The 14727-nt window shown below is 66.7% G+C and carries 11 protein-coding genes; all 11 read right to left on the bottom strand.

The genetic code is table 11. The features are described 5' to 3' along the window. Positions 1–14 precede the first annotated feature (14 nt). Positions 15–932: a UDP-N-acetylmuramate dehydrogenase gene (murB, locus tag ACFLEY_RS10855; RefSeq protein ID WP_211433520.1), complete on the bottom strand. Its 918-nt coding sequence runs from the start codon at positions 930–932 to the stop codon at positions 15–17. Between the two features lie 192 nt (positions 933–1124). Then, entirely contained in the window at positions 1125–2528 is a 1404-nt protein-coding gene (gene murC / locus ACFLEY_RS10850) for a UDP-N-acetylmuramate--L-alanine ligase (protein ID WP_060908604.1), read from the bottom strand. A gap of 289 nt (positions 2529–2817) precedes the next feature. Then, entirely contained in the window at positions 2818–3918 is a 1101-nt protein-coding gene (murG, locus tag ACFLEY_RS10845; RefSeq protein WP_211433521.1) for an undecaprenyldiphospho-muramoylpentapeptide beta-N-acetylglucosaminyltransferase, read from the bottom strand. 194 nt (positions 3919–4112) lie between these two features. Beyond that, on the bottom strand, positions 4113–5264 hold the full coding sequence (ftsW, locus tag ACFLEY_RS10840) for a putative lipid II flippase FtsW (protein WP_060908605.1): 1152 nt from the start codon (positions 5262–5264) through the stop codon (positions 4113–4115). Positions 5265–5500: 236 nt separating this feature from the next. Next, on the bottom strand, positions 5501–6901 hold the full coding sequence (gene murD, locus ACFLEY_RS10835) for a UDP-N-acetylmuramoyl-L-alanine--D-glutamate ligase (RefSeq protein WP_060908606.1): 1401 nt from the start codon (positions 6899–6901) through the stop codon (positions 5501–5503). Positions 6902–7013: 112 nt separating this feature from the next. Next, positions 7014–8117: a phospho-N-acetylmuramoyl-pentapeptide-transferase gene (mraY, locus tag ACFLEY_RS10830; protein WP_011089345.1), complete on the bottom strand. Its 1104-nt coding sequence runs from the start codon at positions 8115–8117 to the stop codon at positions 7014–7016. 169 nt (positions 8118–8286) lie between these two features. Beyond that, positions 8287–9666, bottom strand: a complete 1380-nt coding sequence (gene murF / locus ACFLEY_RS10825; protein WP_060908607.1) for a UDP-N-acetylmuramoyl-tripeptide--D-alanyl-D-alanine ligase — start codon at positions 9664–9666, stop codon at positions 8287–8289. Continuing rightward, positions 9663–11120, bottom strand: coding sequence for a UDP-N-acetylmuramoyl-L-alanyl-D-glutamate--2,6-diaminopimelate ligase (locus tag ACFLEY_RS10820; protein WP_396604632.1), 1458 nt, complete (start codon positions 11118–11120; stop codon positions 9663–9665). Before ACFLEY_RS10820 ends, murF begins: the two co-directional genes overlap by 4 nt. Positions 11121–11198: 78 nt before the next feature. After that, positions 11199–12941, bottom strand: a complete 1743-nt coding sequence (locus ACFLEY_RS10815) for a penicillin-binding protein 2 (protein ID WP_060908609.1) — start codon at positions 12939–12941, stop codon at positions 11199–11201. Further along, the gene (locus ACFLEY_RS10810; protein WP_011089349.1) at positions 12938–13330 is read right to left on the bottom strand and encodes a hypothetical protein; all 393 of its coding nucleotides are present in this window, start codon (positions 13328–13330) and stop codon (positions 12938–12940) included. The genes ACFLEY_RS10815 and ACFLEY_RS10810 overlap by 4 nt, the downstream gene beginning before the upstream one ends. A 3-nt stretch (positions 13331–13333) precedes the next feature. Beyond that, positions 13334–14323 (bottom strand): 16S rRNA (cytosine(1402)-N(4))-methyltransferase RsmH, encoded by a 990-nt coding sequence (gene rsmH / locus ACFLEY_RS10805; protein WP_038966431.1) that lies wholly within the window; start codon positions 14321–14323, stop codon positions 13334–13336. Positions 14324–14727 lie beyond the last annotated feature (404 nt).

Genomic DNA, 14727 nt, shown 5'->3' with positions numbered 1-14727 from the left:
CGGAATGACGGTGATCATGAAACCCCGATCCGCTTGATTTCCCAATGTAGCTCAATTCCGGAATTCGCCTTCACGCGCGCGCGCACGGTCTCGCCCAGCGTCTCGATGTCGTGCGCGGTGGCATCGCCCGTGTTGATCAGGAAATTGCAGTGCATCTCGGAGACCTGCGCGCCGCCGACGCGCAAACCGCGACAGCCGGCAGCGTCGACCAGCTTCCAGGCGGAATGGCCGGGCGGATTCTTGAACGTCGAGCCGCCGGTCTTTTCGCGGATCGGCTGCGCGGTCTCGCGATGGCTCTGCACCTCCGCCATGCGCGCGCGGATCGCGTCCGCATCCTTGACCTCTCCACGAAAGCGCGCAGACGTGAAGATGATGGAGGGATCGACGCCGCTGTTGCGATAGACGAACTTCATGTCGGCATTGGAGAAGACGTGCTTCTTGCCGTCGCGCCCGACGCCTCGCGCCTCGATCAGCACGTCCTTGGTCTCACCGCCATTGGCGCCCGCGTTCATGCGCAGCGCGCCCCCGATCGTGCCGGGAATGCCGAAATAGAATTCGAGGCCGCCGATGTTGGCGGATGCCGCCACCTCCGCCACGCGCTTGTCGAGCGCGGCAGCGCCTGCGGTGACGATGTCACCGCTCGCGCTCGCTTCGCCAAAGGCGCGCGGCGCGAGGCGTATCACCACGCCCGCGATGCCGCCGTCGCGCACGATCAGGTTGGAGCCGACGCCGACGACGTAGACCGGAATGTCGGACGCGAGATGCGCGAGGAAATAAGCGAGATCGTCCTCGTCCGCCGGCGTGAACAGCACCTGCGCGGGGCCGCCGACGCGAAACCAGGTCAGCTCGGCCAGCGACTGGTTGGCCAGCAGCCGGCCGCGCAGATCAGGCATCGTCGCTTTGAGTGAGGGTGTGATGTCGGGGAAGCTCATGCGCGAACGCTCCCCAAAAGTGAGGGACGCAGACTGCTTCCGTACCCTCCCCCCTTGTGGGGGAGGGTAAGGGAGGGGGGTAGCCCCAAGCGAAATCGGAGTTCGTGGCTACCCCTCTCCCCCACCCTCCCCCACAAGGGGGGAGGGAGCGCACCATTCCGTGTGGCAAGCAACGAGTGCAGCATCGCCGCCCTACCCCAGCGCCTTCAATTCGCCGGGCAGTGCATAAGCCCATTGCGTGATGTTGCCGGCGCCAAGGCACACGACGAGATCGCCGGACTTCGCCAGCCCCTGGACGATGCCCGCGAGCTCCGGCGCCGCCGGCAGCGGGACCACCTCGCGATGCCCGTGGGCGCGCAGGCCCGCGACGAAATGATCGCGATCGATGCCCTCGATCGGCGCTTCGCCGGCGGCATAGACGTCGGCGACGATCACCGCATCGGCGTCGTTGAAGCAGGTGCAGAATTCTTCGAACAGCGACTGCAGGCGGGTGTAGCGATGCGGCTGCACCACGGCGACGATCTTGCCGTTGGTGGATTCCCGCGCCGCCTTCAGCACCGCCGCGATCTCGACGGGGTGGTGGCCGTAATCGTCGATCACGGTGACGCCGTTCCATTCGCCGGTCTTGGTGAAGCGCCGCTTGACGCCGCCGAAGCCGGCGATCGCGCTGCGGATCGCTTCGTCCGACACGCCGAGCTCGCGCGCGACCGCGATCGCGGCCGTGGCGTTGGAGGCGTTGTGCCGACCCGGCATCGGCAGCATCAGATCGGGAATCTCGTGCACGGCACCGGTCTTGCGATCGCGGAACGCGACCTTGAACTTCGATCCACCACCCATCGGGGTGAGGTCGACCAGCCGCACATCGGCCTGCGGATTCTCGCCATAGGTGATGATGCGGCGATCCTCGATCTTGCCGACGAGACTCTGCACCACGGGATGGTCGATGCACATCACCGCAAAGCCGTAGAACGGCAGGTTCTCGACGAAATGGCGGAAGGCGTCCTGCACCGCCTCGAAGGTCTTGAAGTGATCGAGATGCTCGGGGTCGACATTGGTGACGATCGCGACATCGGTCGGCAGCTTCAGGAACGTGCCGTCACTCTCGTCCGCTTCCACCACCATCCAGTCGCCGGCGCCGAGGCGCGCGTTGGAGCCGTAGGCGTTGATGATGCCGCCGTTGATGACGGTGGGATCGAGACCGCCGGCATCGAGCAGCGTTGCAACCATCGTCGTCGTGGTGGTCTTGCCGTGCGTGCCGGCAATCGCGACGCAGCTCTTCAGCCGCATCAGCTCGGCCAGCATCTCGGCGCGGCGCACCACGGGAATGCGACGTTCGCGCGCCGCCATCAATTCCGGATTGTCGCGCTTGATCGCGGTGGAGACCACGACGACCTCGGCGCCGTCGACATTCTCGGCCTTGTGGCCGACCGAGACCTTGGCGCCCTTCTTGCGCAGACGGTCGAGATTGTAGTTGTCGGAGGCGTCCGAGCCCTGCACGGCATAGCCGAGATTGACCAGCACCTCGGCGATCCCGCTCATGCCGATCCCGCCGATCCCGACGAAGTGGATGGGTCCGATCTCGCGCGGCAGTCTCATGCTCTATCCCGTCGTTCGGTCGTCATGCCCGGGCTTGTCCCGGGCATCCACGAATCCCAGCGTCTTTCTTGCAAGACGTGGATGCATAGGCACTCGGTATACCGAGTGCCGTCATTTTTAAAAGAACCAAGTCGGATAAATCCGACTTGGTCGGACAAGCCCGGCCATGACGAGTAACATTCAAAAGTCGGCCCTTTTTCGTCATTCCGGGGCGCTCGCAACGCGCGCGAACCCGGAATCTCGAGATTCCGGATCGGTCCGCCTTGCGGCCCGTCCGGAATGACGAGTGCTAAAGGCCCGCGACCTTGACCACCAGATTGGCCAGCCGCTCGGCGGCATCGAGCCGCCCCGCCCCCTTCGCGGCCGCGGCCATGGCGGTAAGGCGCGCCGGCTCGGCGGCCAGGGCGGAGATTTCGGAAGCCAACCGATCCGAGGTGAACTCGGTCTGCGGGATGCGGATCGCGCCATCGACCTTGGCCAGCACGCCGGCATTGGCGAACTGGTCCTGGTCGATCGAGCCCGGCAGCGGCACCAGGATCGAGGGCCGGCCGATGGCGGCGAGCTCGGCGACCGTGCCGGCGCCGGAGCGCGACACCACCAGATGGTTGGAAGCGAGCCGCGCCGGCAGATCGGTGAAGAACGGCGCGAGCTCGGCGTTGATCTTGAGCTTGTCGTAGACGGCGCGCACCCGATTCATGTCCTCGTCGCGCACCTGCTGGGTGAGGATGAGCCGGCCCCACAGCGCTGGCTCGAGCCGCTCGATCGCGCCCGGCACGATGTCGGCCATGATGCGCGCGCCCTGGCTGCCACCGACGACGAGCAGGCGCAGCGGACCGTTCGCCTCGGGCGCGGCATAGGGCACGGCGGCAGCGGCAAGGACCGCCGGCCGCATCGGCGTGCCGACGGTCGTGGTCTTGCCCGATAGCGCGGGGTCGCGGTCGAGCACGCCCGGCAAGGACGTCGCGATGGCGCGGACGCGGCTCGACAGAAACCGGTTGGCGCGGCCGAGCACCGCATTGGCGTCATGGATGATGCCGGGCACGCCGGCGAACTTTGCCGCGACCAGCGGCGGCAGCGTCGGATAGCCGCCGAAGCCGACGACGGCGACGGGCTTCAATCGCTTGATCAGGCTGTAGGCCGATAGCGTGCCGGCGGCGAGCGTGAGGCCGGCATAGGCGACTTGGAACGGATTGCGGCCGCGCGCGGTCTCGCTCGAGACGACGTCGATCATATCCTTGCTGAACAGCCCGCTATAGCGCAGCGCCCGCTCATCCGTGACGAGGCGGACGCGAAAGCCGCGCCGGATCAGCTCTACGCCGAGCGCCTCGGCCGGAAACAGATGGCCGCCGGTGCCGCCCGCGGCGAGAAGAATCAAAGGGGAGGTATCCATGAACGCCCTTTTACAAGGCCTCCGCCGTCATTGCGAGCCGGGCAACGAAGGTGCTCGTGCCCCGGGCGCAGCGCAGCGCGCCGCCCCTCGCGGCGTGGTGCGCTGCTGAACCGGGGCCCACTGGTGCGGCATTCTGGGTCCCGGCTCAGCGGAGCGTCACTTCGTGCCGCACCGCGTCCGGGACACGAGAGCGGTCACGCGTAGCTGCGCATCGCCTCGGCGTGGCCGCTTGCCTCGACCTCGGTGCGCGGGCGCAGCCGCGTCAGCGCCAGCATCATGCCGACGCCATAGGCGAGCGACACGATCGAGGAGCCGCCATAGGAGATGAAAGGCAGCGTCATGCCCTTCGCCGGGATGAGCTGGAGGTTGACCGACATGTTGATCGCCGCCTGAACGCCGAACAGGATCGCAAGGCCGGAGGCCGCAAAGCGCGAGAACATGTCCTCATTGGCGTAGGCCCGCGACAGCGTGCGGATGACGACGAAGGCGAACAGCGCCAGCATGGCAAGGCACAGGATGATGCCGAACTCTTCGGCGGCAACCGCGAACACGAAGTCGGTATGACTGTCCGGCAGGCTGCGCTTGGCGATGCCCTCGCCCGGTCCGAGCCCGAACCAGCCGCCGTTGTAGAAGGCCTCCATCGCGGTATCGACCTGGAAGGTGTCGCCCGAGGCCGGATTCATGAAGCGCTTGATGCGGCCGGCGACGTGCGGGACGAACAAATAGGCGCTGAACAGCCCGGCGGCGCCGAGGCCGGCGAGCCCGAACACCCAGATCATGCGCATGCCCGCGATGAAGAACAGCGAGCCCCACACCATCAGGATCAGCATGGTCTGGCCGAAGTCGGGCTCCATCACCAGCAGCGAGACCAGCATCAGGAGCAGCAACAGCGCCATCGAGGTCGCCGGCATCTCCGGCCGCCTGGTCGATTCCGCGAACAGCCAGGCAGCAATGACGACGAACGATGGCTTTGCGATTTCGGAGGCCTGGATGTTGACGCCGAGCAGCGTGATCCAGCGCCGCGAGCCCTTCACTTCGGGGCCGATCGCGAGCGTCACCGCGATCAGGATGATGCTGACCGCGAAGATGAGCAGCGCGCTTCGCCGGATCGCGCGCGGCGACAGGAAGGAGACGCCGAGCAGCACCAGGCAGGACGGCGCCAGGAACATCACGTGCCGGCTGAAGAAATGGAAGGGGTCGAGCCCGATGCGGGTCGCAACCGGCGGGCTCGCCGCCAGCGACAGGATCACGCCGGTCAGCATCAGCGCCAGGATGGCGCCCATCAGCGGCTTGTCGACGGTCCACCACCACTCGGAAAAGGGGGTGCGTTCTTCACGGGAGAGCATGGGCGGCCGCTTTCGGACAGAGGTCGGTCCATTGGTCGCCGAGGTTGGTTACCGGGGGGTTAAGGAAAAGCGGATGTTTCGAGATAGGGGGAGCGCTCACCCCACATGCTCGTCATGCCCCGCGCAGGCGGGGCATCCAGTACGCCGCGGCCGCTCGGCTCAAGCACCGTCTCTGGGATACTGGGTCGCCCGGTCAAGCCGGACGACGACAGCGGAGATGTGGAGCCAGTGCGCCCTCACACCACCGGCTTCACGCCCGGCAGCGCCTGCACCAGTTCGCGGAACTTGGTGCCGCGGATCTCGAAGTTGCGGTACTGGTCGAAGGACGCGCAGGCCGGCGACAGCAGCACGACCGCGTCGGTGAGACCCGAGGCTTCCGCATCGCGCGCGGCGTGTTCGACGGCGACGTCAAGCGTCTGGCTGATCTCGTGCGCGACCTGTGTCCCCAGCGTGCCGGAAAACTCCTGCGCGGCTTTGCCGATCAGATAGGCCTTGCGGATGCGCGGGAAGTAGCCGGTCAGGCTGGTGATACCGCCCGCCTTCGGCTTGCCGCCGGCGATCCAGAAGATATCGGCAAAGGACGACAGAGCATGCGCGGTGGCATCCGCGTTGGTGCCCTTGGAGTCGTTGACGAACAGCACGTTGCTGCGGCGGCCGACCTGCTCCATGCGATGCGCGAGGCCCGGAAAGCTGCGCAGGCCGTCCTGGAGCACCTCAAAGCTGATGCCCATCGCGAGCGCCGCGGCGGCGGCGCAGGCCGCGTTCTGCGCGTTGTGCAGGCCGCGCAGCGAACCGATGCCGCCGAGCTTGGCGACTTCGCTGCGGGCGCCGCCCGCGGTGCGCACGATGGTACCGTGCTCGACATGGATTCCGCTCGCCAGCGGGTTCTTGACGGAAATGCGCACCACGTTCTTGCCGGCGCGGTCGAGCCGGTCGGCGATGTCGCGGCAATAACCGTCGTCGACGCCGACGATCGAGGTGCCGCCTGCCTGCACGCCCGCAACAAGGCGCTCCTTCACCGCGGCGTAGTGCGCGATGGTGCCGTGGCGGTCGATGTGGTCTTCGCTGACATTGAGCAGGATGCCGACGGAGGGATCGAGCGAGGGCGTGAGGTCGATCTGGTAGGACGACATCTCGATGACGTGGACGCGGCCCGTGCGCGGCGGCTCCAGCGACAGGATCGCGGTGCCGATATTGCCGCCCATCTGGGTATCGTAGCCGGCGACCTTGGTCAGGTGCGCGATCAGCGCCGTCGTGGTCGACTTGCCGTTGGTGCCGGTGATGGCGACGAACGGTGCATCCGGCGCGTGCCGCCGCCGCTCGCGGCAGAACAGCTCGATGTCGCCGATGACTTCGACACCGGCCTCGCGCGCCTTCAGCACGCTCCAGTGCGGCACGGGATGGGTCAGCGGCACGCCGGGTGCGAGCACCAGCGCTGCGAAACCGGCCCAGGAGACGTCGCGCAAATCAGCGGTGATGAAGCCGGCCTGCGCGGCCTTGGCGACGTTCTCGGCATTGTCGTCGGCGGCGATCACCTCGGCGCCGCCGGCCTTGAGCGCGTGACAGGACGCGAGCCCCGAGCCGCCGAGGCCGAACACCGCGACTGTCTTGCCGGCGAAGGACGTAACCGGGATCATGATTGGGTTCCTGTCATTCCGGGGCTCGCGAAGCGAGAACCCGGAATCTCGAGATTCCGGATCGCCGCTTCGCGTCGTCCGGAATGACAGCGAAAATCAACCACCATAGAAGTCACCGCAGCTTCAGCGTCGACAGGCCGGCCAGCGCCAGCATCACCGAGATGATCCAGAAGCGGATCACGATCTGCGGCTCGGTCCAGCCGAGCTGCTCGAAATGGTGGTGGATCGGCGCCATGCGGAAGATGCGTTTTCCGGTGAGCTTGAACGACACCACCTGCACGATGACGGAGACCGCCTCCAGCACAAACAGGCCGCCGATCACCGCGAGCACGATCTCGTGCTTCACCGCGACCGCGATCGCGCCCAGCATGCCGCCGAGCGCGAGCGAGCCGGTGTCGCCCATGAAGATCGAAGCCGGCGGCGCGTTGAACCAGAGGAAGCCGAGGCCGGCGCCCAGCAGCGCGCCGCAGAGCACCGCGAGCTCGCCGGTGCCGGCGACATATTTGATCTGGAGGTAGTCGGCGAACACCGCGTTGCCGGCGAGATAGGCGATCATCGCAAAGCTCGCGGTCGCGATCATCACGGGCACGATGGCGAGGCCGTCGAGACCGTCGGTGAGATTCACCGCATTGCCGGCGCCGACGATGACGAAGGCGCCGAACACGACGAAGAACCAGCCGAAATGCAGCACGGTGTCCTTCAAGAACGGAATCGTCAGCGCGGTGGACGCGGGATCGCGGTTCAAGCGCACCAGCGCGTAGCAGGCCACCAGCGCGATCGCCGCCTCGATCAGCAGGCGAAGCTTGCTGCCGAATCCGGTCGTGGTCTGCTTGGTCACCTTGAGGTAGTCGTCATAGAAGCCGACGAAGCCGAAACCAAGCGTCACCGCGAGCACGATCCAGACATAGGGATTGAGCGGGTTGGCCCACAGCACCGTGCCGACCGTGAGGCCGGACAGGATCATCAGCCCGCCCATGGTGGGCGTGCCCTTCTTGGCGAGATGCGATTGCGGGCCATCGGTCCGGATCGGCTGGCCCTTGCCCTGGCGGATGCGCAAATGATCGATGATCCAGGGCCCGAACAGGAACACGAACAGCGCGCCGGTGACCACCGCGCCGCCGGTGCGGAAGGTGATGTAGCGGAAGACGTTCAGGAAGGTGCGAAAGGCACCGAAGCCCGGAAATGTGTTGGAGAGCTCGATCAGCCAGTAAAACATTCAGACGGTCCTATGGCGCCTTTCGCACGCGGCCTTGTTATCGGCCTTGGCCTTATCGACGTGCCTCACGCGCATTCGCTGGTCTTCATCATGGGTCGGGCGACCTGTGGGAAAACGGACGGCTTCGCGCCGAAAAGGGAGGATTCGGAAACAGCGCCTTCCAAGCAGTTTACGCCTTTGCCTGCAAGGCGGCCACTAGGCCCGGCACAAACTTGTTGACCCAGAACATCTTCTTGCTGCCCTTGACAACCACCACATCGCCTGCCTTCAGCAGGCTTGCGACCTCGCCCGGCTTCAGCGTGGCGGGATCGTCGTGCCAGCCAAGCGCCTTGCCCGATGGAAGCACCTCGAAGAGGTGACGCATGAGGGGGCCGACACAGTACACACCGTCGATGCCGTCCAAATGCTTGGTGAGGCCGGTGTGGTAGCTTGGTGCGTCATCGCCCAGTTCCAGCATATCGCCGAGCACGGCAATGCGGCGGCCGCCGGTTACGTTGCGCGCCTGCAGGCTTTGCAGCGCAGCAGCCACGCTGGCCGGGTTGCCGTTGAAGCTGTCGTCGATCACGGTGACGCCGCCGACCGCCTGCTCGACGCCGCGTCCGGTCATGATGCCGACCCGATCGAGCTTGATCGCGAGCGTCGCGGGATCGAGGTTCGCCGCGCGGATCGAAGCGAGCGCGGCGAGCGCATTCTGCACGCGGTGCGGCGCGCCCGGCGTCAGGCTGAAGGCGATCTGCTTCTTGCCGATCATCGCCACGACCTGCCAGCTCTCGCCATGCGGCGCGTGCGTGACCTCGTGCACCTCGGCATGCTCGCCGAAGCGCACCACCTTGCCCTTCCATTCGGACGCCTTGAGCCCGGCGGGCAGCACCAGCACGCCATCCTCCGGCAGGCCGAGCGCGATCGACACCTTTTCGCGCCGGATCGCCTCCAGCGAGCCGAGCTTTTCCAGATGCACGGGCTGGACGTTGACGACGAGCGCAACCGTCGGCCGCGTCAACTCGCTGAGCCGCGCGATCTCGCCGGTCTGGTTCATGCCCATCTCGACGACCCAGAGGCTGGCATCGGGCCGCGCATTGCACAGTGTCAGCGGCACGCCCCAGAAATTGTTGAAGCTCGACGGGCTGGCATAGGCGTTCGGATAGGCCGCCAGAAATTCCTTGGTGCTGGTCTTGCCCGCGCTGCCGGTGAGCCCGATCACCGGCCCGTTGAAGCGCGCGCGTGCGGCGCGCGCGAGGCCCCAGAGGCCGTCGATCAGCGTGTCCTTCACGACGATCTGGGGGACGCGGATGCCCGCGATCTCGTGCGGCACGATCATCGCGGCCGCGCCCGCGGCTTCCGCCTTGTCAGCGAACTCCCAGCCGTCGCGCGCGCTGGCGAAGGCCGAGATGAAGCCGCCGCTCGGCGTGCCGCTGAGCGCGACGAACAGGCTGCCGGGCTTCACCAGGCGGCTGTCCTGCGTCACGAAGTCGATCGGCGTGTCCGGGAATGATCCGGCAGCGCCCAGCGCGCGCGCGACCTCCGCAACCGTCCATATTGGCGCGCTCATGCAACCCTCGACGCTAGGGCGGCGGCAACCGCCTCGTGATCACTGAAGGGCAACACCTCGCTGCCGACGATCTGCCCGGTCTCGTGGCCCTTGCCGGCGATGAGCAGCGCATCGCCCTGTTCCAGTTCCTCGATCGCGGTGCGGATCGCCGCGGCGCGATCGCCAATCTCGCGCGCCCCTTTTGCGGTGGCGAGGATCGCGGCGCGGATCGCTTCCGGCTTCTCGCTTCGCGGATTGTCGTCGGTGATGATGACGCCGTCGGCATTCTCCGCGGCGATCTCGCCCATGATCGGACGCTTGCCGGCATCGCGGTCGCCGCCGGCGCCGAACACGACGACCAGCCTGCGCTTGGCGTAAGGCCGCAGCGCCTGCAACGCCTTCGCCAGCGCGTCGGGCTTGTGCGCATAGTCGACGAAGATCGGCGCGCCGTTGCGCTCGCCGACGCGCTCGAGCCGGCCCTTGGCGCCCTCGAGATGTTCGAGGCTCGCGAATACGTTGGCGGCATCGCTGCCGGTGCCGATCGCGAGGCCGGCCGACACCAGCGCATTCTCGATCTGGAATTCGCCGGCCAGCGGCAGCAGGACCACATAACGCTTGCCGCGATGCTCGACCGTGAGCTTTTGCGAAGAGCCGTCGACCCCGACCTCGGTGAGGCGAATGCCCTCGCCCACCCCGTCGCCGTTGCGGCCGACCGCCATCACGCGCAGGCCACGCGCCTTCGCGGCACCGATCGCTTCGGCTGAGCAATCATGATCGGCCGAAATCACGGCGGCGCCACCCGGCGGCACCAGTTCGCGAAACAGCCGGAGTTTTGCTGCGAGATAATGCGCGACCGTCGGATGATAATCCATGTGGTCACGCGAAAGGTTGGTGAAGCCGCCCGCGGAGACGCGCACGCCGTCGAGGCGATACTGGTCGAGCCCGTGCGAGGACGCCTCGAACGCAAGATGCGTGACGCCGTCGCGCGCGATCTCGTCCAACTGCCGGTGCAGTGCGATTGGATCCGGCGTCGTCAGGGAGCCGTAGACGGTGCGCTTCGGCGAGACGAGCCCGATGGTGCCGATGCTGGCGGAGGCATGGCCCAGCCGCTCCCAGATCTGGCGCGTGAACGCGGCAACCGAGGTCTTGCCGCTGGTGCCGGTTACGGCCGCAATGGTCGCGGGCTGGTCGGGGAAGAATTTTGCCGCGGCCAGCGCCAGCGCGCGGCGCGGATTGGCAACGGTGACGAACGGCACCTTGCTGGCTTCAGGCGCGTGGTCGCCGACGACCGCCACTGCGCCGGCGGCAACCGCGGCATCGATGAAGCGTGCGCCGTCGGTCTTGCTGCCCGCGAGCGCGAAGAAGAGATCGCCGGGCCTGACCACGCGGCTGTCGAGCGCAAGCCCCGTCACCTCGAGCGCCGCGACAGCGGGCTCGATTGCGGCGTCATTGCCTATGAGATCGCGCAGCTTCATGGTCGTCCAGTCGACATGCCGGAAAGCCGAATCGCCGGAAACTCCCGACTCAGCACCGGCGATGGCCTACCCGGTTGATTACTGGGTTGTCCTGGATGCTGCAAGAATAAGGCGCTCGGACGGCGGCAGGTCGAACCGCGGCTCGACGCCCAGAAGCGGCGCGATCCGCTCGATCACCCGGCCGCCGGTCGGCACCGCGTTCCAGCCCGAGGTGATGAAACCCTTCGTTTCAGGGATCGCCTGCGGCTCGTCCAGCATGATCAGGATCTGATATTTCGGATCGTCGCAGGGCATGATCGCGGTGAACGAGTTGAGCACGCGCTTCTTGGCATAGCGGCCGTTGATGACCTTCTCGGACGTGCCGGTCTTGCCGCCGACATAGTAGCCCTTGACGTCGGCGGTCTTGGCGGTGCCGATTTCGGCGTTGAGCCGCATCAGGAACCGCATCTTGTCGCTGGTGTCTTGCTTGACCACGCGCTTGGCCAGCGCTGCCGCTTCCGCTTCGCTGCGCTTCATGAAGGTCGGCGGAATCAAATAGCCGCCGTTCACCAGCGCGTTGATGCCCATCACCGCCTGGAGCGGCGCGACCGAGAGGCCCTGGCCGAACGCGGCGGTGACCGTGTTCAACTCGCTCCAGCGGCGCGGAATCAGCGGGGCTGCGCTCTCCGGCAGCTCGGTGCGCAGCCGCGTCAGCTGGCCCATCTTGGCGAGGAACGCCTTGTGCGCCTCCACGCCCTGGCCGAGCGCGATCCGCGCGGCGCCGATGTTGGACGAGAAGGTGAACACTTCCTTGGTGTTGATGAACCGTCCGAGCGGATGGCTGTCGTGGATGGTGAACTTGCCGTAGTGCAGGTTTCCGCGCGCATCCCACGACGAGTTCAGATTGATCTTTCCGGAATCGAGCGCCATCGCCAGCGTGAACGCCTTGAACGTCGATCCCATTTCGTAGACGCCGGTGGTGAGGCGGTTGATGCGGTCGGGGTCGTGCGCTTCCTTCGGATTGTTCGGGTCGAAGTCCGGAAGCGAGACCATCGCCACGATCTCGCCGGTCTTGACGTTCGAGACGATGCCGGAGGCGGCCTTGGTGTGGTACTTCTCCTTGGCCTTCAAGAGCTCGTCGCGCAGCGCGTGCTCGACGCGCAGATCGACCGAGAGCTCGATCGGCTTTTGCAGCCGGTCGGTGGCAAAGCCGGCGCGGTGGAGATCGGCGAGCCCTTGATTGTCGAGCCACTTCTCCATGCCGGCGATGCCCTGGTTGTCGATATTGACGAGACCGATGAGGTGGGCGACCTCGTTGCCGGTCGGATAGACGCGCTTGTTCTCGCGCAGGAAGCCGATGCCGGGAATGCCGAGCTTGTGGATGTCCTGCTGCTGCTTCGGCGTGATCTCGCGCTTGAGCCAGACGAAGCCCTTGCGTGTCTTCAGGCGTTCGCGCACCTCGGCCTCGTCGAGGTCGGGCACGGTGGCGGTCAGAAGCTCGATCGCCTCGTCCTTGTCGATGATGCGGCGCGGCTCGCCGAACAGGCTCGCCGCCTTGACGTCGGTCGCAAGGATGGCGCCGTTGCGGTCGACGATGTCGGGCCGCGCGGTCGCAACCACCTCCTGCGCCGCCGCTCGGCGCGCACTGTGGGCGTCGGCACCGATCGCGAACATCACGAGCCGGCCACCGATCAGGGCGTAGACCGAGGCGAAGGCGAGCATCGCAAGTCCGACGCGCGCGCGCGCCTTCGCGGCGCGGTCGACGTTGCGCCCGTAGAGCAGGCTGCGGATTAGCCGCTGCTGCCAGGGCTCGGTGGGTTTTGCAGGCGTCGCCGGGCTCATTGCTTGTCCTCGGGCTGAGGCACGGAGCCCGTCACGGTATCGGGATCGCTCGCGGCTTCGATGGTGTTGAGCATGGCCCCGATCGGGTCAGGCTCGCCGGGCCTGAACATCCGCGGCGGGCGCTCGGGCAGGTTCTTCAGCGAGTCATATTGCGTGCCGTTGACCGGCTTGAGCGGCAGGTGCCGCTCGGACAGGCCTTGCAGGCGCAAGGGCGCATCGAGCTTGGCCCATTCGGAGCGGAGCGAGGCGATCGCATCGCGCTGCTCGCGGATTTCCGCATGCAGCCGCAACACCTTCTCCGTGCGCGCGGTGGAGTCCATCTTGATCCGGTAGACATAGGCTGCCGCGAAGATCAGCGCGCCGATGACGAGGAGGTGGATGAAGCGCATGCGCTAACCTCCCCTCATCACGTCGGAGAGTCTTGGCCAGGACGAAGACTGATCGTCCTTGTGCGCCGGCGCCGAGGTGCGCTCCGCGGCGCGCAGTTTTGCCGAACGCGCGCGCGGGTTATGCGCAACTTCGTCCTCACCGGCGACGACAGGCCGTCGCGTCAGCAGCTGGAAGCTCGGCGCGGTTTGCGCGACTTCCGGCAGGTGCCGCGAGCCGCCGCCGGTCTTCGACCGCTCGGCGAGGAAATTCTTGACGATGCGGTCTTCCAGTGAATGGAACGAGACCACCACGAGGCGTCCGCCAGGCTTGAGCACGCGCTCGGCCGCAGTGAGCGCGGTCTGGAGTTCCTCGAGCTCCTCGTTGACGAAGATGCGCAGGGCCTGGAACGTCCGCGTCGCGGGGTGAATGTCGCCGGGCTTGGAGCGAACCACCCTGCCGACGAGGTCGGCGAGCGCGCGCGTGGTCGTGAACGGCGTCTCCTGCCGGTCCGCGACGATGGCGCGGGCGACGCGGCGCGAATGCCGCTCCTCGCCGAGGAGATAGATGATGTCGGCGAGATCGGCTTCCGAGGCGCGCGCGACGACGTCGGCCGCGGTCGGGCCCGCCTGCCCCATCCGCATGTCGAGCGGACCGTCGAGGCGGAACGAGAAGCCGCGCCCGGCCTGGTCGAGCTGCATCGAGGACACCCCGACGTCCATCACGACGCCGTCCACGGCATCGACGCCTTGTGCGGCGCAGACGTCGGCGAGATGGGAGAAACGGTCCTCGACCAGTGTCAGCCTACCGGCAGAGCGCTCGACCAGCTCGGCGCCGCCTGCGATTGCGGTTCGGTCGCGGTCGATGGCGATGAGTCGGGTTCCAGGCACGTCGAGGATGGCACGGCTGTAGCCGCCGGCGCCGAAGGTGGCATCGACATAGATCCCGCCCTCGCGCGGTGCGAGATGATCGATGGCCTCGCGACCGAGCACGGGAATGTGAGGAGCGGAGCTCATGCGCCACGCCTGCCGAACAACCAAGCCAGATCCGGGGCGAGCCAGCCCATAACGCCTCGAATGATTCCGCGTCGCGGCGGTTCCACGACCCAACCCTTGTCCAGCATGGTTACCGAGCCCGGTCGTCCCGGGCCGCCAACCCAGTGTTCCCAGTGGAATTTGTCGGGCAGCCATGGGATTTCGAGCCAAAATACGCTTTGGCCGCCTCCGGACGCGGGTCGGCTCTTCATCCCTCAGTAACGGCCCTTAGCGTTAAGAAAGCGTTGATCGGCCCGTTACAAGTCGAAAAGGTGAAGCGGCAGTGATGCCTCATCCACACACCCGCCCAAAATGCATCCGTTAACCGCGACGCGCGATTGCGCACGGCGGAGGGTAAAGGAATAGTAAAGAGAAGGGCTTGGCCC

The sequence above is a fragment of the Bradyrhizobium sp. YCK136 genome (genome assembly GCF_044570075.1).
GTDB lineage: Bacteria > Pseudomonadota > Alphaproteobacteria > Rhizobiales > Xanthobacteraceae > Bradyrhizobium > Bradyrhizobium diazoefficiens.
Note: the sequence above shows the minus strand (reverse complement) of the source record. Positions and strands in the feature narration are given on the sequence as shown.

What these genes read in the sequence shown, in the direction of transcription:
- murC (WP_060908604.1), bottom strand. Translation starts at nt 2,528, where the DNA reads ATGAGACTGCCGCGCGAGATCGGACCCATCCACTTCGTCGGGATCGGC.
- rsmH (WP_038966431.1), bottom strand. Translation starts at nt 14,323, where the DNA reads ATGAGCTCCGCTCCTCACATTCCCGTGCTCGGTCGCGAGGCCATCGAT.
- ACFLEY_RS10810 (WP_011089349.1), bottom strand. Translation starts at nt 13,330, where the DNA reads ATGCGCTTCATCCACCTCCTCGTCATCGGCGCGCTGATCTTCGCGGCA.
- murF (WP_060908607.1), bottom strand. Translation starts at nt 9,666, where the DNA reads ATGAGCGCGCCAATATGGACGGTTGCGGAGGTCGCGCGCGCGCTGGGC.
- ACFLEY_RS10815 (WP_060908609.1), bottom strand. Translation starts at nt 12,941, where the DNA reads ATGAGCCCGGCGACGCCTGCAAAACCCACCGAGCCCTGGCAGCAGCGG.
- mraY (WP_011089345.1), bottom strand. Translation starts at nt 8,117, where the DNA reads ATGTTTTACTGGCTGATCGAGCTCTCCAACACATTTCCGGGCTTCGGT.
- murB (WP_211433520.1), bottom strand. Translation starts at nt 932, where the DNA reads ATGAGCTTCCCCGACATCACACCCTCACTCAAAGCGACGATGCCTGAT.
- ftsW (WP_060908605.1), bottom strand. Translation starts at nt 5,264, where the DNA reads ATGCTCTCCCGTGAAGAACGCACCCCCTTTTCCGAGTGGTGGTGGACC.
- murD (WP_060908606.1), bottom strand. Translation starts at nt 6,901, where the DNA reads ATGATCCCGGTTACGTCCTTCGCCGGCAAGACAGTCGCGGTGTTCGGC.
- murG (WP_211433521.1), bottom strand. Translation starts at nt 3,918, where the DNA reads ATGGATACCTCCCCTTTGATTCTTCTCGCCGCGGGCGGCACCGGCGGC.
- ACFLEY_RS10820 (WP_396604632.1), bottom strand. Translation starts at nt 11,120, where the DNA reads ATGAAGCTGCGCGATCTCATAGGCAATGACGCCGCAATCGAGCCCGCT.